Genomic DNA, 17,973 nt, shown 5'->3' on the forward strand with positions numbered 1-17,973 from the left:
ATCACCCATAGCCTTTTAGAGCATGGTAAATAAATCAATCCAGCAGAAATCGGCAGTTTATTTTAAAACACCCTATATTTTATTTATATCATAGATTGGCAAACTAATTGATGGCATAGCTTTGCAAACTATCTGAATCGTCTGCTTATTTGTGAAACAAGCCACATATGATGTACTATAGAAGAAAAGTTATATTGGCCTTAGTCGAATTGTTCGGCGGTGAGCTGGACAAAATCGATTTGCAAAAGCTGCTATTGATTTATACTCGTTATCAAGCCAAGCCTTCATATGATTTCTTACCGCACCGGTATGGGTGTTATTCATTTCAAGCAGCCTTCGATTTACGAGCCTTGAAGACATATGGCTATATACGTGAAAGTGAAAAACGATGGAGTTTGACAAAGACAGGGGCATTCGCGGCTCTTTTGAAAAAGGAAGATCAAGAGCACTTGAAGTTCTTGTACAAAAAGTACCACTCCTGTAGTACAAATGAGCTTATACGGATAACATATATACAAGAACCTTACTACGCTATTAGAAGTGAAATTGCCGATACCATTCTGACGGCTGTTGAACTGGATCGGGTAAAACAATATATTCCAAACAAATCCGGTACAAAGCTTTTTACCATTGGGTACGAAGGTATTTCTATAGAAACCTACTTTAATCGACTGATAACCAATGGCGTTAAAGCTCTATGTGACGTTAGGCGCAACCCGTTAAGTCAGAAAGTGGGCTTCTCCAAGTCAGAGTTAAAATTTATCTGTGATGCGCTCGGCATCGCATACATTCATATTCCGCAATTAGGCATAGCCAGAGAGAAAAGGCAGCACTTAGAAACACAAGGGGATTACAACTTGTTGTTCGCGGATTACGAGAATAACCAGTTAATAAATCAAACAGAATATATAGAGCAGATACTTACTATGTTACAGAAAAGAGAAAGAATTGCATTAACTTGCTTTGAAGCCTCGTATTTTCAATGCCACCGCAGCCGCATAGCCAATGCGGTAACCAAATTGCCCGACTGGGAGTATGAGCTCGTTCATATCTAACTTTCCACCAGATGGCTGTTACGAGAGTTCTCATTGCAGTAAAGACATACCCGTCGATTTCAACTACATACGATGAACTGGTTTGTACAGCAGGCTTCTTAGAAGATGGAAGCTGGATACGAATCTATCCCATTCAGTTTAGGAATTTAGATTATTCCCAGCAGTATAAAAAATACGATTGGATCGAAATCGACTTAGTGAAAAACACGAAAGACTTTCGGCCTGAGAGTTACCGACCAGTAACCATTGATGTAGTTGCAACGAATGCTGGTCACATCGGTACTGATAACCATTGGCAGGAGCGTAAAGCAATAGCTCTAAAGAACGTCTATACGGATTTAGCGGCAATGATTGCCGACGCGAGAGATACAACTAAGCATGTCTCGCTGGCTGTGTTTAAACCAACCAAAATATTAGATTTTAAAATTGAAGCCGTTGATCGCGACTGGGATAAGGACAAACTGGACCAGATGCAGCAACTGAATGTTTTTGTTGAGCGAAAATCAAAAAGAGAAATCGTAAAGAAATTACCGTATAAATTTAGCTATGTCTTTGAAGATGAGACAGGTAATCAAAGCAAGTTGATGATTGAAGATTGGGAATTAGGAGCCTTGTTTTGGAAATATGAAGATGAAAAAGAAGCGTGTCAAAAAGTAAAGGAAAAATACTTTGATGATTTTGCGAAGACAAAAGACCTTCACTTTTTCGTCGGAACTACTTTATCTAACCATCACAAGTCAAAAAATCCATTCATAATAATTGGTACATTTCATCCGACGTTTCCTAAACCTATCAAACAGTCAGCTCAGTTACAATTATTTAATTGACACGGGCAACCTATTTTATCGTTCTATTATCCTTAAGCCTCTTTGTCAAATGGACACAGATAAAGCAAGTCTAATCTGTTATCAACGGTGAAAGAAAAGCCGGATAGATGGTTCCATCCGGCTTGCTGATGTTATTCGGCCTTCGGTTTATTCCGACGAACGGTCAGAATCACGTTCTGACCTAAATTGTCAAGCGATAGGTTCAAGCCTTCATTGTCCCCATGTTCCCACGCCACACCCACTTTGATCCAGTCGGGAGTAGTTGTCCCTTCGCGTTTTTTGACGAAGTAAACCCCATGGGTCGGGGCTTTGGGGGCGGTTTGGTTTTGCGTGGTCATCAGCAAGTCTCCTTTGGTTGTGCTGTTGATGATGGAAGCTAATGGAAGCGTCCGGGGCGGTGATGGCTCCCCGTAGGCCATAAATCGATAGGTACTGTCTATTTCTGGCCGAAGTCGTCAGAGCGTTTGGCTGACAGGCCACAACGAGGGATTAGCGTGTCGCCGAACCGGAGGCTTAGGCTGCCATCTACTATCAACGGCCTCACCAAAGGGACGGCCTTACTGATGTTACGCCAACCCCACTCCAAAGCGATGACTGACCCATCGCTCGTAGACAGGAAAAATGCCTCACGGCTGCTGCAAGGCATGGAGATACTCGACGGCCTTCTGGGCGTAGGAAGCCCCCTGGACAATAAAGCGCTTGTCGTCTTTCAAAACTGCCAGCCAGGACTGGATGTAAGCAGCGTGGTGCTGGTCGGGCATGGGTTCAAAGCCTAAGTCAGCGGCTAAGAAACACGCCCCCAGTTCAGCGACGAGTTCTTCCTTGGCGTAGCCTTCGTCGCCGTGGCGCTTGCGGCCCAGATCGCGATCTAATCGTGAGGGGTGACGGGTCCAGTGGGTAATCTCGTGCGCCAGCACAGCATAGTAGTCCTTAGCTTGGCCAAAGCTTTCAAACGGCGGCATCTGCACCCGATCGGTTAAGATGGCGTACGACGCTTCGCGACCGGTGTAGATGTCAGCCTTGGTCTGCTGGAAAAACGCCTCCAGCGTGGCGTCGCGGGCGGGCGCGTCGGGTTGAGCGGACGTCGCCTGCGGATGAAAGCCCTCCGACAATCCGTCGATCTGACAAGCGTTGAAGACCGTGTAACATTTGAGGAAGGGGATGGCTTTGGTCTCGGTCTCGCCCGTCGCAGTGATATCCTCTCTGACCATTTTATCGGCATAGACGATCTGGGTGCCCTTCTCGCCTTTGCGCACGGTGGCTTTCAGTTCCTGCGCCTGTTTGAAGGTCATCCAGTACGGTGAATGGTAGCCCTGGGTGGCGGCTTCGTTCCACAGCAGCAGCGTGTTGATCCCAGTGTAGGGAATGTCGTTCCAGCGCAGGGGGCGCAACACTTGACCGGCCATGTGTTCGGCGTTCCAGGGCTTGCGCCAGAACAGGTTGCCCTGTTCGAGATCGGTGATGATCTTAGCCGTGATGCGGGCGTAGATATCCGTTGGCGGCGCGTTTGTATCGGGATGGTTGTGATCGCTTGGTTTAGTGTGTTGTAAATGGCGTGGTTTCGTTGTCTTGGTCGTCATGGTCTGTTCTCCACGGGTGAGGGTTAGGGGACGGCGAAAACCCGGCGTTCAGCGCGTAAACCGGCAAGAATGTTGGCCCGCGAGGAAGGCTCCGGGCGGAAGGCCACGAGGCCGGGGAACATTGTTGTTGGTGGAACAAGCGAACCGGGTACGATCCCCCTCTCCATCCTCAACCGGGATGAACGGCGACGAGAAAGCCACCGTGGCCTGCCGCTTCACCCACTGCACCCGTACACTCATCCCGGCATCAGGCCCTCATCGGCAAACGACCGGTACGAACGGGGCGTGACGATCAGGTGATCGAGCACGGTGATGTCCAGCAGCCTGCCGCCTTCTTTCAGCTCACGGGTCAGGTCGCGGTCTTGCTGGCTGGGCGTCAGATTGCCGCTGGGATGGTTGTGGGCCAGAATGAGCGCCGATGCGCCGGCTTTGAGGGCGGTGGCGAAAATGATCTTGGGATCGACCACGCAGGCCGCCCGTCCGCCCGTTGAGATGGTGGAAACCCCCAGACAGGTGTTGCGTTGATCGAGCAGGAGAATCTTGAATTGCTTGACCAATTCCAGGCGGTTGTCGTCCCACATGGCCCGCAGGATTTCGTAGGCAGTGGACGAGGATGTGATCTGCAAGCGGTCCTGATAGGGAATGGCGTTGCGGTAGCTGATTTCCACTTCGTTGACCTTGTAGAGATGATGTAAATGCAGTTGATCCATGCGTGGCCTCCGCTTACAACGACAAGCCCAGCACGTGCATGTGCCAGGCGTTGAGGTCCTTATGGGGGGCGTACACCTGGTTCATGGGTTTGTGGACCAGATCGGCCTGGGTCTGGCAGAAGGCCTGCAACGCGGCGGTGGCCTGCTGCCCGGCCCCATCGTTGTCCAGCCAGCTATAGCCCACGCGGTAGCCGTAGCCGTGGATGTACGGGTAAAGTTGTTTCAGATTGGTCACTGAGTGGAGCACGTAGCTGTCACCCTTCAGCGCGGGGCATCGCGCCTGGGTGAGCGCCGAGAGATAATCCATCATGCCTTCAAAGACGTGGAAGCGGCGGCTGAGGGGGTCCGTGCCCCGCACGATGGACAGGGCTTTGGCCCCCAGCGTCCCTTTGAAGAAAGGGTTGCGCAGTTCGTGCCCGCCTTCCTCATTGGCGAAACCCAGCGCGAAGAAGCCCTTATCGGTGTGCGGGTTGCGCACGCGCAGTTCTTGCAGATGCGCCCTGGCAATCGGGAAGGGGATGCCCCGCTTGTCGAGATAATGCCGCAAGGCTAAGTGTTGCAACGGCTGGCGTTTGACGAGCGTCAGGCCGGGTTCATCGCGACTAGCGGCCAGAGCGGGCAGTGGGTAATAGGGTACAAAACCAACCTGCATATTTCGGAGCCAGCGCAAGCCGTCGGCGGGGGTACAATCGTGCTTGTAAAACTTCAGCCAGGCACAAGCCAGATCGACCGCGTCGCCGCCGCGCCCGTCGCCGAAATCATGCCAGGTGTTGGTCTTCAGATAGACGTAAAAGCTGGGTGTTTTCTCCACACGGACGGGCGAGAGGTAAAGCAGTCGACTCGCCTGCGTCTGGCGGGGATGGATGTCGAGCCGGGTGAGCAGTTCGGCGAGTCCGATGTGTTTGGCCTGATCGATGTTCATCACAACACTCCTGGGTAAGAGGGGAACGGATAAGACGGGCTGGCAAGCCCCGTTAGGGCTGGAGGTGGCGTTCCAGGAAACGGTCGAGATCGGCCCGGCGGTAGCGGACGGCGCGGCCTACCTTGATGGGCTTCAGGTCATAGCGTTTGGTGCAATCCCAAACGGCCAGTGTGCCGGGCGAGACGTTGAGGTAACGGGCAGCGGTTTTGCGGTCGAGCAGCGGTTCGGGGGGCTTGTCCTGCATGGGGTTCCTCCTGCTGTAAGGGCATGGCCTATTGGCGATTCGCCTATAGGAATATATTCAGCATACAGGAATAGGATAGGGATGCATCAGGATTATCGTCCTATTAATGAGGAGTAATCCCAGGCATCCATCTCGCCGGGGTAAAATGGCAACTGTCGCTACGATTGGTCGGAAAAATAAGCGCAGGCGCTCCGATTAATCCGAGCGGTAGCACTGGGGTAGCACTGGAAAAAACGAGTGCTATGACTGTTAATTAAGTGCTTGATAAATGGTGCTGCCGAGGAGGATTGAACTCTCGACCTCTCCCTTACCAATCGTAATTATGATTAATTACCGGTCATTACTGATCTTATTTAGTCATTGATTCACCGACAATGTCCTTGTCAATCAGCACCCGCCAACGTATACTGTTTTTAACCCTTATGGTAGCACTGGGGTAGCACTGGCGAGGAGCCACTAACGATGCATGAGCGTAGTATTCATTTTCGAAAAGACGTGTTGACAAACCTGCCTGTGGCTCCTCAACGCTACAGCGTATCTGATACCAAAATGCCGATGTTGAAAGTGGCCGTTTATCCATCGGGCATCAAAACATTCCTGCTCTACCGGAAAGTAAAAGGCGCACCGGAACGCATCAAGATTGGCCGGTTTCCTGATCTAACGATTGAGCAAGCCCGTACCGAGGCCCAGCGGCTGACCTCGTTGATCACACTCGGACAAAACCCAAACAAGGACCGTGTAGCGGAACGGCGAGCCCTCACCTTCAACGAGCTTTACGAGAAATACTACACCCATCACGCGCTGAAGTTTACCAAAGGGCCGCGTGCAAACCGGAAGATGATGGAATGCCATGTTTTTCCGGCATTCGGGAAGAGCAAGGCCAACGGGATCACGGCGGCTCACATCCGCAACTTCCACACCAAAATTGGCGAGAAACGTGCCGGCACCACAGCAAACCGGCTGGTGGCCGTAATGAGCGCGGTTTTCAATTTTGGCATTCGGGAGAGTTATCTCGACTGCGCGAACCCCTGCACGGGCTTACGTAAGTATAAGTCCGTCAGCCGTGACCGCTTTCTGAGCGTTGACGAACTGGACCTGTTTTTTGCGGCGGTCGAACAGGAAGACGCGTTGTTCCGCGATTTCTTTAAGCTGCTGCTCTACACGGGGGCGCGAAAGTCAAACGTGCTGTCGATGAAATGGACGGATATCAACCTCGATGTCAAGCGGTGGCGGATTGCTGAAACGCAAACCAAAAACCGGGATGTCAACATTGTTTTGCTGTCGGAACCCGCTTTGCAGATTCTCAACGCCAGAGATGTTGCCAATCGCGCTTTAACGACACCTTCCCGGTTTGTCTTTCCGGGCACGGCGATGGACGGTTATTTGAAAGACCCCAAAAAAGCGTTTGACCGGGTTCGTGACCGGATGCAGGTACAGGACATTCGGATGCACGATTTACGCCGAACGTTGGGCAGCTACATGGCGATCAGCGGAACAAGCCTGCCGATCATCGGCAAAGCCCTGAACCACAAGAGTCAGGTATCCACCGCGATTTATGCCAGGCTATCCAATGATCCGGTTTTAGAAGCGGTCAATATCGCCTCGGCGATCATGACAAAAAGGCTTCGCGTATAGATGGGGCATATTTTACTATCGTAATTAACGCTAATCATGAAGCTCAGTACGCCCTGATACATCAAATCAACCTGCGATAGTTGTAATTCACCCATAATGAATTCAGTTTACGATATAAATGCAAGAAAATGTCGGTGCAAACAAGGCACTGAAGGGATTCAAAATGATAAATTTAATGTTTGATAAAACAGGATCTTTAAGTATAATATCGGAAATTTACCCCCGAATTTGACACACTATTTTTTCAGATTCCTTGAATCTATGGTTAGTCTGGTAACTTACCATTGCTTGGTTAAATACAGATGGAGTTATTATTAGTTAAATCATCGCAAACTGACATAGCTATAGACTTTTTAATTATTGTAAGTATTGCTAATGTAATTTCACTAAGACTTCATTAGATACATACTATAAATGATCCTGAACTACGACAAAATGCCATTCGTGTTCAGGATCATTTATAACTAAATAGACCTCTTCCGCTACCGAGACATACAAATAATAGTCATTCATGCTTAGGATTGAATGGTAATCCTAGATCGAATGTAGCACTAGTATTAGCATTCCATTCTTGAGTAAAGTGCAACATCAGTTCATTATATTTAGCACTATTTATTTCATAACGTTCATTAATGCCTTCAGTTGCGATTCGCCCACACAAGTAATGTCCACACCAAAAACAGTCACCATAACCTGTTAAACTTACAGCGATGAATGAATTATGCAGCTTTACTTGAAGCTTATGCTTATGTCCTTCTGGAAGTTGATGATAAACACGTGACAACATAATAAGGTTAGCTAAGACGCTTTCCTTTAGTACACGATGATCAACACCCAAAGCCAACGCTCGCTTACGTAGAGCCTCCTTCGCATGTGGATTACAAAGAATTATCTGAATTGAATTATTACCGATCATAATCGATTCAAGAAATACCTTTTCGAAGCGCTCATTAAAAGGTAAGTATATTTTTAAGAACCGAATAACTGAATCCTTGGTTTGCAGCATGCCATTTACGATTACACTAACATCGAAACGAGCGGTTACATCACTTGGTCCAAGTGAAGACAATCGTATCTGTGAAGGCATATATTTTGCCACATACCATTCAGCTAAATTTTTTATCTCCTTCTTAAATGAATCCAATTGTGTATTCATTGCAGAGTCAACCGCAGCTAGAAGATGTTCGCCTTCGTCCACCTTCACATTTCTTGTCTCGATAACGTGGTAGATGCCAACCGTAGCTAAAACACAAATGCCATGCTCTACTAATTGACGCAGCAGGAACCAGTTTTCGGGAACTTGTTCTCCTATGCTTATGCCTAATAAGCCAATGAACAAATACGCTAAGATTTTCACCCAATCCCTATCGGTTAACTGGGTTATAACATCTGGAATTAGTTTGCCTTTCATGGATTATTTTGTTTAAATGAGAAAGCACAGTTATAAAGATTGTCTCTTATCTCTATCGTTCAGTTTTATTATGTCCCATAGATAATTTGACAAATCTTACACTAAACTATAAAGCGCGATATCATACCTCAAGAAGTTTCGATACATGATTTTCATCGAATACACTTAATGTTAATTAATCTAAATTATATTATATATTCCTGCTTTTAAGACAATTGTCAGGGAAGTAAGGTGACTTAGATTGAAAAACTTGCTTCCGAGTTAGTATGGATCACTTTACTAGTCTGTTAACACTTCCGCAGAGTGCAACGCTAGCACCTATGTATTTTGCCTATAAATAGCGGACATACATTTTACATATGTATTCAAAAATCAACAAATAGTGAACTTTTCTTTATATATAGCTACTCTTTGTTTACACAAACAGAATTCTACAAAACTTAGGTTAATCACCAAAAATTTTTTTAATCCAAATGGTTAGTTTCTAAAAAAAGTGACTTTTGTTAGAATTGTGATAATTGTGAATTTTCTTCTATCTACCACACTGTATGAGTACTATCAAAAGATTTTTATTCAATGATGGAGGTGCATCCCTGCTACTTAGAAAGATAATTGAAAGCTTTCCTCATTACTACAAGAAGAAGTACGGCAAAACGTACCAAAAGCCGAATAAAGGTTACATAGAAGAGATTCAAAAAGAGTTATATAAAGGAGATCTCATTTCCAATGGAGCGCTTATACGAAACTTTATAATGAACAATGTAAGTGGGGGAGGGGAAAAGGAAATTGCATGGAAACCAATCAAAGGCCTCTTTGAAAAGGGGGCTTTCTTCATTAATGATAAAGATGCTGATAGTTCACAATACGGATCAATTGTTGACAGAGAACGCAAAACTGTGACAGGAACACGTAGTCTTTTAACCGATGATATTCAAGCTACAGATTGGACGAAACAAGTTGAATCTCTTGAATTAAGGTCAAGCGAAATAGACTCACTAACACAGAAATGCTGGATGCTTTACCGATTTTGGGAGGGAGAAGACTCTATCTCTAATTTGAAACAGAAAAGCGCTGGTATTAGAGCCAGCCGTATTTACTTTAAACTTGATCCTGCATCATCGAAAAGTTTACTTGTCCGAGTTGCCAGTTTGGATAAGCCAAGTGAATTAAATATCCATTATTATGAAGGCAAATGTTATCCTAGGCAAGTTAATGGTCATTTATACATAGAAACTGGTCATTTGATGGTGGCAGGCAAAAATGATCGTTATTTACGAATGATATTTTATTTTGGCCCCAATGATATTGATGAGCTTGCAACTGGAGTATATTATAATGTTAGACGTCATGGTGCATTATTATCTGGAAGTGCTCTCCTATTGCGGCTGGAAGAATATCCTATAAATGTTGAAAGTATCATATATCAGAGATGGTCTGATTTGTCTGATGATGTAATAAAAAACTTTTTTCAACGAAAAGACTTGAATATGATAAGACTGCCAAATATCTTACCCTATACACTTGATATTTTAGAAAATGTAATAGATGAGTACCTCAATGAGGAGATTGAAATTCGTTTTTATGAATTTGATTTTTTTGTTTCAATTCCGCTTACGTTTAACAAGATGTACGGAGGAGATTATAATAGAAACATGGAAATAGCTAATCGGGCTATTACTTCTTTTCAAAATCGGTTTTTTTATAATACTTATTTTTTAGCTAACGAAGGTAAAAATGCAGAGGAAGCTTCTGTAGCTAGCAACCCCAGCCGTTTAGCTACGCTACAAACACTTGATCGATGCAGGTGCCTATTGTTTATTTTACCTTATTTATCTCATAATGCTATTTCAACGCTAAAAAATGAAAGTATTATTCCTATTTTTACTTCATCAGCAATAACTGAATTGGGTTATGCTTTGGGTATGAAAAAACCAGTTTATATTTTGTGCGATAACAGAATGAAAGAACATGTACCTTCAAATGTAAAAGCTATATCTCATCGTGTACAGTATGCCTACTACACAGAGTCTAATATTGATGAATCTATAGATGATGCTGTAAATAGTTGGCATATGCGTTATCGTTAGATTTCGATGACGTATGTCTGCTGGCGGTTTCATTCAATAAACAGATCGATTTCTGCGCCCGCCGACGTCCGGTAAAACCACGGCGTTACCCCGGCTGGCTGGCGATGAGGTTCCCCAAAACAAATCCTTCCCAACTGGTGCCGGCGACTGGGTGCCCTGCAAACCGCCCAAGGTCGTTAGGTTGAATAAAGCATGGGTAATGTCACTATCACGGATATATACCTTCGGTGCTTTGACCAGCCGTTTTCTGACATTGCCCGACCCCATAGGCAACTTGCGGATTAACAATATGTCGTCTATCAGATCGAAATAGCGTTTGATCGTCGGGATGCTGATGCCAAGGCATGCTACTAAACAGGCTCTGTTCAACTGGGTGCCCCACTTGTGGGCACGCATCCGCCCATAAGAGGCGTAAGGTGGCGGCAGGAATGTATGGAATCCATGTTTTAGGACTCAATAGCCGCTTCCAACATATGCCGGACAAACCATCGACTGCTCCGCTCAAGGATGATCTTGTTGTCGTAAATATCCCGACAATGGGCTATCACGGTAATGAGGGCAAGCTGTTTTCTGATCTGATCCAGGTTGTTTTCGCTTTCCCCTGCTTTAAGCGTTGCTTCAAAAACAGTCAGCGCAGCATTTGGTAGAATGACCTTCTGGACAACGTCCTCACTTGAGCCATGCATGTAAGATTTCGGATCAAATGTGAGACAGTCTCGAATGCTGGAATAGATAGTATTACCCACTTTGAACGCCAGCCGGTCGATGATTAGCGGCCCCAAGCCGTTATTCAGAAGCTGCACAGACACGTATCTGGTGCTATCTATCAGATAAATTTGACCCAACGGCTTGAGCGATTTTTCATTATGCACTCGTTGCAGGTACAGTTGATAGAACGTAAGGATCAGTGCGCTGATCGAGATAGCAAGTGACAACAAGGCGACCTCCTGCCGCGTAACAGAAAGACTATATCATCCGAGATTCACGAAGTAATTGCAATCGCTCCCGCGCCTGTAACTCATACATCAACGGAATGAACCGATGGTACAGGCTGCATTGCGGGTCTTTGCCGTCCACCCGGTACACGGGACATCCACTCGTACAGACGGATTGATACCGGCAGGTCTGGCAGTCAGTCGAACGTGGCCCCTCATAGTGGCTGACAGCGTCGATCATATCGACTAAATCCAACTCCTGGTCAAAGATAGAATGAGCCTGTTTGGTTTTGTCCCCGACATGGACATGGCAGTAGTTGACGGTGCCGTCCACGTAGATTGCACCACCAGAGAACCCCGACGCGCAGGTTTGAAAGCCTAACTCATTCGGCTTGAGATCGCAGAATTGGTGCCGCTGCGAAAACCGCCAACCCTGTTCGATGGCCTCGTGCATCAGCACGTAGGCTTCGCTTAGATAGTGATCCAGCAAAGCAGCATCAATGGTCTCGCCTTTGACAATCGAATAGCGAAACGGAATGTCCAACCCGATCAGGTAGCGGGTCAGGTCGGGCAAGCCGGCCAGATTGTCGTTGGTGATGACGGCACTGGTCGAGACCGGGATGCCGTTTGCCAGCAGCGTTCTCAGATTGGCACTGACTCGGTCGAACGTACCAGCTCCCGACCGCAAGGATCGGGTGGCATCGTGGTAGGCACCTTCCCCATCCAGCGAGACCCCGAAGCTGATCGACTGCTCTTTGGCGAAAGCCATGATCTCGTCGTTCAGAATGGTCAGATTGGTCAAGAACGAGACATCCAGTCCGCACCCTGCTTCGGCCAGCCGCTGTCGCACAGTGGGGATAAAGGCTTGCCACGCTTTAAACTGGGTGAGTGGCTCACCACCGGCCAGCCGGAATTTAACCCGGCTGAGTTGCCGCTTATATACCGTTTCTACCAGCTTTTGTACCAATTGCTGTTGCACGGCTAGCGGCATGCCGCCGCTGGTATTGAGCGTGGCGATGTAGCAATAGCCGCAGGACAGATTGCAGCGGTTGGTGGTATGAATCCAAAAATTGAGCGAGGTTGGCCGTGCGGGTTTTGTGGGCTTGTTGAACCGGTCATCAAAGCGGATGATCTCGGTTTGCGCCAACATACGTAAAAATCCCTCCAGCACGTCAACTGATAGGCCCAGCCGCTCGCCAAGCATCGCCGTGCTGGTCTGGTTATCTATCGCGTTGAGCAGGTCATACTGTGCCCGGTTCAACACCCGCAACGAGTGCGGATGCGCGCAGTTAACGGCGTAGAAATAATCCCCCTCAATGGGCCGCACCAACAGGTTGGGCGATTTGATCGGTATAGCGGTCGTCATAACGTAGGCGGATTGGCGAACTGGTGTAGTCGCAGTCGCTACCGTCCTTAACTGACTGAGATGAGGACGGCTCGCTGGCGCAATCGCAGTTCGTGTTGACCGAGTACGAGGTCAGCCGCTGACGACCGAGACGTTGTTCCAGCAGCGAGAAATCATCGAATAAAATGTCCTGTGTCTGAGGCAAGGTCATGGAGAACGAGGTTAGCGTTGTTCGGCTAAAAATACCTGCTCAAGCCAACTTATTTGCGATCCATACACTTGTATCGCACAAGAGCACCGCTTGTTAAAAACAAGGCCGTTTTGGCTTAGCTTTGTGCATGGACACGACACCGCCGGTCATACATCACGGTCGCAACGTGAAACGCATTCGGGAAATCCTCGGAGTAAAGCAGGAGTTTTTAGCGACCTCACTGGGACTTAGCCAGCAGGCGATTTCTCAACTAGAACAAAAGGAGATGTTGGATACATCCACATTACAGAAGGTATCAGAGGTACTTGGTGTTTCAGAGGAAGCGATAAAGAATTTTTCTGAAGAGAAAGCCATAAATATCATCTCTAATACGTACAATGATCACGCCGCTCTAATTCTGTATAATTTCAATCCCGTCAGTAAGTGGGTTGAAGCAGTAGAGGATAACAAAAAATTATACGAGCGGCTCCTCCAATCGGAGCGCGAAAAAATTGAACTCCTGCAGAAACTGTTAGACGCAAAATCATAAGCTGCTCCTGCACAAAAAAAGCTTGCTCTTAGCAAGGGCAGGCTTTCCGCTTCTATCCACACTATTAGTTCTTCCGTGAGGAAGAACATGATGGAACAAAAATAGACATATCCCGCTAACGCCACCATCATGCGACGCTCTTTCGTCCGCCATAGCGGACGACCTACTTTTTTGATGCTGTGAATGTTGAAGCCGATTAATTTTTACCCCCGTTTAAACCCTTTACTCACTTCGGGGTCTGTAGCGGTAACAGGTGAATCCACGCCTGCTTTAAACGGGATAAACCATGAACACGATAACTCGCTCCCTTCTGGTGGGCGTATGTTTTTTCGCATTGATTGTCTTTTCGGGCGGTGGTTCACATGGCCGCTCAGCCGTACAAAGTGGTGGCGTTGAACACGGTCGACTCGTCGCCGCAAGTGGCGGATTTGAAAGAAGCGAAGCCGCCTTTGGTTTTGAAAAAGGGTAACGGTGAACAAACCATTTACTTGAGCAAAAGCCCCAATTTGGGGCTTTTTGTTTAGTTTAGGTTTCGGCTCAACCTCCGCCTATATCGGCTCATCTTTGTTATATCCCCTATGTCATACAGCGATCTCTTAGCGCAGCAAGACAAAGAACTGCAACAGCTTCATCAGCGGTTTTATACCGATCAGGCCATGATCAGAAAACTGCAAGGCGATCATTTTGACCAGACGCGCTATGCTGGGCAACTGGAACGGCTGCAAGCCGATTTCGAGCGTCAGCGCGATGTGATGCAAACCCGTTTCGAGCAAGAGCAAAAAACCTACCTCAACGAGCCCGATCAGCCGCAAGCCGAGAAGAAGCCGGACATTTCAGACAGCCAGGACAAAGCCTTTGTGATGATGCAGGACTATAGAACGCAACAAGCGAACCGAGAGCAGAAACAGCAGGACACCTTTAAAGCGGACAAACCCAGACAAGCCTCCCCGCCGTCAGCCAGTAATCCCACCGATGAGGACATCAAAAAGCTGATGGCGGATACCAAAAAACGCCGTCAATCCTGGCAGTATAAGCGAGGCGGTCACAAGCGGTAACACCTGTGTTCTCACAGCCAACTATATTCACTTGACTAAGAAGATAAATTTATCTATTATTTTTGTGGTTTTTAACAAAAGTAGCGGATAAATGAACTTCTACGCTTTTCAGCAGGCCTTTCAGGATCGCGCTGTCATTCCGGTCAATGACGTGTTGAAGCAATTCCCCGACTTCGATACGCGCCGTTTGGTCGAATGGCAGGATAAAGGCTATCTACAGAAAATCATAAATAAATATTACACTTGGCCGAACCAGCCCCTCACCACTGCCAAGCTGTTTTTCACCGCCAATCGGTTATGCGCGAACTCTTATGTGTCGCTGTGGTCAGCGCTGCGCTGGTACGGGTTCATTCCCGAAGGCGTATACCAGGTCTTCTCGGTCACCACGCGCCCAACCCATAACTTTGATAGCTCACTGGGCTATTTCCAATATCAGCATGTCAAACCGGACTTGTTTTTCGGGTACCGTCCGGTCGCCTCAAGCGATGGTGATTTTCTGTTGGCAGAACCAGAAAAAGCCCTGCTCGACACGTTCTATCTCACCCCCGCGATCCGCGATCAGCTTGACCTCGACGGCCTGCGGCTCAACCATGATTTAATTGCGGAGGCATGTCAGTCCGACAGACTGTTGGGGTATGCCAGCCAGATGGGTAACCAGCGTGTTAGTAAACTCACCCACCTGCTTGCAGAACGACTGAACCATGCTTGACCTACGCTACATCAAACAATATTACCCAGCCAATTTGCAGGGTTTCGAGCGCGAACTGCTCCGAGAGTACCTCCAATGCATTCTGCTACAGATTCTTTATGACAGCCCGCTGGGGCGGCAGTTCATTTTCCTGGGGGGAACATGCCTGCGGCTGGTGCATGACAATAGCCGGTTCTCGGAGGATTTGGACTTCGACAACCTGGCGATCACGCCGGATCAATTTGACGCGGTGGCGGAATTGATGGACAAGGAGCTCACCGGCCAAGGCTATCACGTCGAGATTCAAGTAGTAGGTAAAGGGGCGTATCGATGTAACGTTCGCTTTCCCCAAATGCTTTACCAGCAAGGGCTATCCGACTACCGAGAAGAGAAAATCCTGATTCAACTTGACACCGAAGCGCAACGCTTCGAATTTACACCTGACAGCTATATTCTGAACCGGTTCGGCGTATTCACGCAACTGCTGGTGACGCCCCTTGACCTGATCCTGGCACAAAAGTGCTATGCTATTCTCAACCGTCCCCGCAACAAGGGCCGTGACTTTTATGATGTGGTATTTCTATTAGGGCGCAACGTGAAGCCGAGCTACGCGTATCTTGAACAGAAGGTGGGCATAGCCAATGCGGCTGAATTGAAAGAAAGGCTGATAGCTCGCTGCGAACGATTAGACATGAACGAGCAAGGCAAAGACGTTGCCAAATTCCTGTTTAATCCGAGTGATGTCCGTCGGGTTATTTTATTTCCAGATATTATCAAGCAAGCTTCACTGTAGCCTCTGTCAAATATATTTAAAAAACTACTTGTTTGGTAAATTGACCTTCTTAGTAAGAATTTTTTCTTCAACTTCCTTAATACCTAAAGGAGATATGTGCACATATCGAGTTTCTGCATCGTATTCAATATACTTATCTTTGTGTAAAGGCAAAATAACATTTCTCTTAAACATAGAATGATTACTATATTGAGTCCACGAAAATAAATCTTCTACAGCAACTCCATTCTGAGTTTCTGAATATACAAGCAATAGCACTTGCTGTTTAAAATCCAAACCTTTACGTAAAACCCTTTTCTTTCCGTTTACTTCCCATACATCAGGTAGAACTCTTGTTGCTAACGCATCAACAATATCCTGAGCTTCTTCGATTGATAGACCATGGTATATGCGTATCAGTTCGCATATAACCCAATCTGCAATTCTAACAATTGTTGCAGAATCAATTTTATTTGCTTCAATATCACCACCGACATGGCCAATTCCACGTTTATTCCTAACTGTATATATTAGCAAAAGTGCTCTTGGAATAATAATTCTCATCGATTCATTGCCACTTATCTTACTTAACTTTCCCAACTCTTCTATTTCATACGAGAAGTTCCTTATATGCTGGCCAAACGGTATATAAGTGCCTGTCAATTCATGCTGAAGGAAACGTAACGCTGTTTCACAGAACTTACCTGAACTGATGCCTGATGAGTCAAACTCAGAATCATGTTGAGATTTAGAGTATCTAAACTTCAATTCTAAATATGTGTCAATAATTCTGGCTCTAAACTTTGATGTAAGGTTTGCCAGAGCTGTTTCAAGTTGTGGAGAGCTATGCGTAATACTCATATTGATTATCACTTTTATTTTTTTCCCTTTTGAGCAACTTATCTTTTATCGCTCTACCCAATGGCCCAGACAAGTCGCTGCTCTTATAATACTGTGCTTTATTAGTGCTACAGTGTTCAACAATGTCTTTAATCTTTTTCTTCTCTTTGAAAAATCCTTCTTGAACCAGCGATTGCAACATACTCAATGGTGATGGTTTTGAGCTTGATGTTTTACTTTCAGTAGAACTCGAAGATTGACCTTTCTTTCCTTCTTTTCCCTTCTTATTCGACTTTTGAGATTTTGATTTACTGTATACAACCTTACCAACTTCAATTGTTGGATCAGCGATTTCAGCTAAAATTGCCTTAGCAACTTCGCGGCCAGGTACGCTTAATTCAACATTATTATCTTTCAGGATTAGCTCATTACTGTTAGAAATCCACTCTCTTGAATGACCATCATCCAACTTTGATTGTCTTAATATGTTAGTTAGAGCTGTCCGTTCAATTTGTGGATTTCCCATCAACTCGTAGGTATAAATTACGAGTAGAGTTAATCTCACTGCTTGATCAAGTTTTCCTGAATGTTTAAGTCTGGGATCAATTAATTTTAATGATTCATTTTCAAATGTAAATATCTTCTTTAAAACCTCTTGGAAATCCTCTTCGCTTTCAACAGTTACAGTCTTAGCGAAGTCAACTTTTTCATTATTATTTACAGGAATAGATATAGCCCCCCCTTGTATACCCTTTTGTAAAAATAGTGGCTTGTTCTGCCTATTCCTAAGTGAATTCGTACCACCCGTGACTATAAAGCCAATAGTGTCCGCAAAGTAAGCGCTGGAAATATCGGTAATATCTGCATCCAGTTTAATGCTATTACCCTTCTTTTCAAAGCTAATCTTATTTCGACTTATCTGACCACCATCAATCACATCAGAATCTTGTTTGATAGTGGTAGAAGCGATTTCAGCGCCACACATCACACAACCCACAGCATTCTTTTCCACCAATTCACTGCATGTTTTACAGCGAACTTGTTCACGACAAGATGGGCAGAAGTAACCGCGTAAAGGAAGGACAACATTACAATACGGGCATTCTTGGGCAGTTGTAGCTTCCATT

At 46.2% G+C, this 17,973-nt stretch carries 21 protein-coding genes; 9 read left to right on the top strand and 12 right to left on the bottom strand.

The features are described 5' to 3' along the window. Positions 1 to 167: 167 nt before the first annotated feature. Positions 168 to 1,055, top strand: a complete 888-nt coding sequence (locus tag ACAW74_RS22830; protein WP_370700558.1) for a DUF488 domain-containing protein — start codon at positions 168 to 170, stop codon at positions 1,053 to 1,055. An 11-nt stretch (positions 1,056 to 1,066) separates the two neighbouring features. After that, positions 1,067 to 1,882 (top strand): DUF8758 domain-containing protein, encoded by an 816-nt coding sequence (locus ACAW74_RS22835; RefSeq protein ID WP_370700559.1) that lies wholly within the window; start codon positions 1,067 to 1,069, stop codon positions 1,880 to 1,882. Positions 1,883 to 2,013: 131 nt separating this feature from the next. On the opposite strand, the gene ACAW74_RS22840 is transcribed toward ACAW74_RS22835, so the two are convergent. The 5 genes from ACAW74_RS22840 to ACAW74_RS22860 all read right to left on the bottom strand — a co-directional run bounded on the left by ACAW74_RS22840 (position 2,014) and on the right by ACAW74_RS22860 (position 5,338). After that, complete coding sequence (locus ACAW74_RS22840; protein ID WP_370700560.1) at positions 2,014 to 2,220, bottom strand: hypothetical protein; 207 nt, start codon at positions 2,218 to 2,220, stop codon at positions 2,014 to 2,016. Positions 2,221 to 2,508: 288 nt separating this feature from the next. Next, the gene (locus ACAW74_RS22845) at positions 2,509 to 3,462 is read right to left on the bottom strand and encodes an ArdC family protein (protein ID WP_370700561.1); all 954 of its coding nucleotides are present in this window, start codon (positions 3,460 to 3,462) and stop codon (positions 2,509 to 2,511) included. A 236-nt stretch (positions 3,463 to 3,698) separates the two neighbouring features. Further along, positions 3,699 to 4,172 (bottom strand): JAB domain-containing protein, encoded by a 474-nt coding sequence (locus ACAW74_RS22850; protein ID WP_370700562.1) that lies wholly within the window; start codon positions 4,170 to 4,172, stop codon positions 3,699 to 3,701. A 13-nt stretch (positions 4,173 to 4,185) separates the two neighbouring features. After that, positions 4,186 to 5,094 carry a DUF8464 domain-containing protein gene (locus tag ACAW74_RS22855; protein WP_370700563.1) on the bottom strand — a complete coding sequence of 303 codons (909 nt, stop codon included), beginning with the start codon at positions 5,092 to 5,094 and terminating at the stop codon, positions 4,186 to 4,188. Between the two features lie 52 nt (positions 5,095 to 5,146). Next, the gene (locus tag ACAW74_RS22860) at positions 5,147 to 5,338 is read right to left on the bottom strand and encodes a helix-turn-helix domain-containing protein (protein ID WP_370700564.1); all 192 of its coding nucleotides are present in this window, start codon (positions 5,336 to 5,338) and stop codon (positions 5,147 to 5,149) included. A 498-nt stretch (positions 5,339 to 5,836) separates the two neighbouring features. Here ACAW74_RS22860 and ACAW74_RS22865 point away from each other — a divergent pair, with 498 nt between their 5' ends. Continuing rightward, on the top strand, positions 5,837 to 6,973 hold the full coding sequence (locus ACAW74_RS22865; protein ID WP_370700565.1) for a tyrosine-type recombinase/integrase: 1,137 nt from the start codon (positions 5,837 to 5,839) through the stop codon (positions 6,971 to 6,973). 505 nt (positions 6,974 to 7,478) lie between these two features. Here ACAW74_RS22865 and ACAW74_RS22870 read toward each other — a convergent pair. Beyond that, positions 7,479 to 8,384, bottom strand: a complete 906-nt coding sequence (locus ACAW74_RS22870; protein ID WP_370700566.1) for a hypothetical protein — start codon at positions 8,382 to 8,384, stop codon at positions 7,479 to 7,481. A 548-nt stretch (positions 8,385 to 8,932) separates the two neighbouring features. Between ACAW74_RS22870 and ACAW74_RS22875 the strand changes: the two genes are divergently transcribed. Further along, positions 8,933 to 10,471, top strand: a complete 1,539-nt coding sequence (locus tag ACAW74_RS22875) for a hypothetical protein (protein ID WP_370700567.1) — start codon at positions 8,933 to 8,935, stop codon at positions 10,469 to 10,471. A 33-nt stretch (positions 10,472 to 10,504) separates the two neighbouring features. Here ACAW74_RS22875 and ACAW74_RS22880 read toward each other — a convergent pair whose 3' ends face one another. From ACAW74_RS22880 to ACAW74_RS22895, 4 genes are all read right to left on the bottom strand, one after another. After that, positions 10,505 to 10,867, bottom strand: coding sequence for a DUF4143 domain-containing protein (locus ACAW74_RS22880; RefSeq protein WP_370700568.1), 363 nt, complete (start codon positions 10,865 to 10,867; stop codon positions 10,505 to 10,507). A gap of 50 nt (positions 10,868 to 10,917) precedes the next feature. Then, positions 10,918 to 11,343 carry a hypothetical protein gene (locus ACAW74_RS22885; protein WP_370700569.1) on the bottom strand — a complete coding sequence of 142 codons (426 nt, stop codon included), beginning with the start codon at positions 11,341 to 11,343 and terminating at the stop codon, positions 10,918 to 10,920. Between the two features lie 94 nt (positions 11,344 to 11,437). Further along, positions 11,438 to 12,772, bottom strand: a complete 1,335-nt coding sequence (locus ACAW74_RS22890) for a radical SAM protein (protein ID WP_370700571.1) — start codon at positions 12,770 to 12,772, stop codon at positions 11,438 to 11,440. Continuing rightward, complete coding sequence (locus ACAW74_RS22895) at positions 12,720 to 12,956, bottom strand: hypothetical protein (RefSeq protein ID WP_370700572.1); 237 nt, start codon at positions 12,954 to 12,956, stop codon at positions 12,720 to 12,722. The genes ACAW74_RS22890 and ACAW74_RS22895 overlap by 53 nt, the downstream gene beginning before the upstream one ends. Positions 12,957 to 13,089: 133 nt before the next feature. Between ACAW74_RS22895 and ACAW74_RS22900 the strand changes: the two genes are divergently transcribed. The 5 genes from ACAW74_RS22900 (at position 13,090) to ACAW74_RS22920 (ending at position 16,027) form a co-directional block, all read left to right on the top strand. Next, the gene (locus ACAW74_RS22900) at positions 13,090 to 13,491 is read left to right on the top strand and encodes a helix-turn-helix domain-containing protein (RefSeq protein ID WP_370700573.1); all 402 of its coding nucleotides are present in this window, start codon (positions 13,090 to 13,092) and stop codon (positions 13,489 to 13,491) included. Between the two features lie 286 nt (positions 13,492 to 13,777). After that, on the top strand, positions 13,778 to 13,960 hold the full coding sequence (locus tag ACAW74_RS22905) for a hypothetical protein (protein WP_370700574.1): 183 nt from the start codon (positions 13,778 to 13,780) through the stop codon (positions 13,958 to 13,960). 109 nt (positions 13,961 to 14,069) lie between these two features. Then, positions 14,070 to 14,546, top strand: coding sequence for a hypothetical protein (locus ACAW74_RS22910; RefSeq protein WP_370700575.1), 477 nt, complete (start codon positions 14,070 to 14,072; stop codon positions 14,544 to 14,546). A gap of 91 nt (positions 14,547 to 14,637) precedes the next feature. Further along, positions 14,638 to 15,255 carry a type IV toxin-antitoxin system AbiEi family antitoxin domain-containing protein gene (locus ACAW74_RS22915; RefSeq protein WP_370700576.1) on the top strand — a complete coding sequence of 206 codons (618 nt, stop codon included), beginning with the start codon at positions 14,638 to 14,640 and terminating at the stop codon, positions 15,253 to 15,255. Next, positions 15,248 to 16,027, top strand: coding sequence for a nucleotidyl transferase AbiEii/AbiGii toxin family protein (locus ACAW74_RS22920; RefSeq protein ID WP_370700577.1), 780 nt, complete (start codon positions 15,248 to 15,250; stop codon positions 16,025 to 16,027). Before ACAW74_RS22915 ends, ACAW74_RS22920 begins: the two co-directional genes overlap by 8 nt. Positions 16,028 to 16,051: 24 nt before the next feature. Here the strand turns inward: ACAW74_RS22920 and ACAW74_RS22925 are convergent, their stop codons facing one another. Both ACAW74_RS22925 and ACAW74_RS22930 read right to left on the bottom strand, forming a co-directional pair. Beyond that, a complete protein-coding gene (locus tag ACAW74_RS22925) occupies positions 16,052 to 16,867 on the bottom strand; it encodes a hypothetical protein (protein ID WP_370700578.1) in 816 nt (271 codons plus the stop codon). Then, a complete protein-coding gene (locus ACAW74_RS22930) occupies positions 16,851 to 17,972 on the bottom strand; it encodes a zinc ribbon domain-containing protein (RefSeq protein WP_370700579.1) in 1,122 nt (373 codons plus the stop codon). The genes ACAW74_RS22925 and ACAW74_RS22930 overlap by 17 nt, the downstream gene beginning before the upstream one ends. Position 17,973 lies beyond the last annotated feature (1 nt).

It is taken from the genome of Fibrella musci, from assembly GCF_041321105.1.
Taxonomy (GTDB): domain Bacteria; phylum Bacteroidota; class Bacteroidia; order Cytophagales; family Spirosomataceae; genus Fibrella; species Fibrella musci.

Bases quoted from the DNA above. Each gene is read 5' to 3' on its own strand.
- ACAW74_RS22915 (WP_370700576.1), top strand. From the start codon at position 14,638: ATGAACTTCTACGCTTTTCAGCAGGCCTTTCAGGATCGCGCTGTCATT.
- ACAW74_RS22850 (WP_370700562.1), bottom strand. From the start codon at position 4,172: ATGGATCAACTGCATTTACATCATCTCTACAAGGTCAACGAAGTGGAA.
- ACAW74_RS22875 (WP_370700567.1), top strand. From the start codon at position 8,933: ATGAGTACTATCAAAAGATTTTTATTCAATGATGGAGGTGCATCCCTG.
- ACAW74_RS22910 (WP_370700575.1), top strand. From the start codon at position 14,070: ATGTCATACAGCGATCTCTTAGCGCAGCAAGACAAAGAACTGCAACAG.
- ACAW74_RS22845 (WP_370700561.1), bottom strand. From the start codon at position 3,462: ATGACGACCAAGACAACGAAACCACGCCATTTACAACACACTAAACCA.
- ACAW74_RS22925 (WP_370700578.1), bottom strand. From the start codon at position 16,867: ATGAGTATTACGCATAGCTCTCCACAACTTGAAACAGCTCTGGCAAAC.
- ACAW74_RS22855 (WP_370700563.1), bottom strand. From the start codon at position 5,094: ATGAACATCGATCAGGCCAAACACATCGGACTCGCCGAACTGCTCACC.
- ACAW74_RS22880 (WP_370700568.1), bottom strand. From the start codon at position 10,867: ATGCGTGCCCACAAGTGGGGCACCCAGTTGAACAGAGCCTGTTTAGTA.
- ACAW74_RS22830 (WP_370700558.1), top strand. From the start codon at position 168: ATGATGTACTATAGAAGAAAAGTTATATTGGCCTTAGTCGAATTGTTC.
- ACAW74_RS22860 (WP_370700564.1), bottom strand. From the start codon at position 5,338: ATGCAGGACAAGCCCCCCGAACCGCTGCTCGACCGCAAAACCGCTGCC.
- ACAW74_RS22840 (WP_370700560.1), bottom strand. From the start codon at position 2,220: ATGACCACGCAAAACCAAACCGCCCCCAAAGCCCCGACCCATGGGGTT.
- ACAW74_RS22835 (WP_370700559.1), top strand. From the start codon at position 1,067: ATGGCTGTTACGAGAGTTCTCATTGCAGTAAAGACATACCCGTCGATT.
- ACAW74_RS22920 (WP_370700577.1), top strand. From the start codon at position 15,248: ATGCTTGACCTACGCTACATCAAACAATATTACCCAGCCAATTTGCAG.
- ACAW74_RS22900 (WP_370700573.1), top strand. From the start codon at position 13,090: ATGGACACGACACCGCCGGTCATACATCACGGTCGCAACGTGAAACGC.
- ACAW74_RS22905 (WP_370700574.1), top strand. From the start codon at position 13,778: ATGAACACGATAACTCGCTCCCTTCTGGTGGGCGTATGTTTTTTCGCA.
- ACAW74_RS22930 (WP_370700579.1), bottom strand. From the start codon at position 17,972: ATGGAAGCTACAACTGCCCAAGAATGCCCGTATTGTAATGTTGTCCTT.
- ACAW74_RS22870 (WP_370700566.1), bottom strand. From the start codon at position 8,384: ATGAAAGGCAAACTAATTCCAGATGTTATAACCCAGTTAACCGATAGG.
- ACAW74_RS22890 (WP_370700571.1), bottom strand. From the start codon at position 12,772: ATGACGACCGCTATACCGATCAAATCGCCCAACCTGTTGGTGCGGCCC.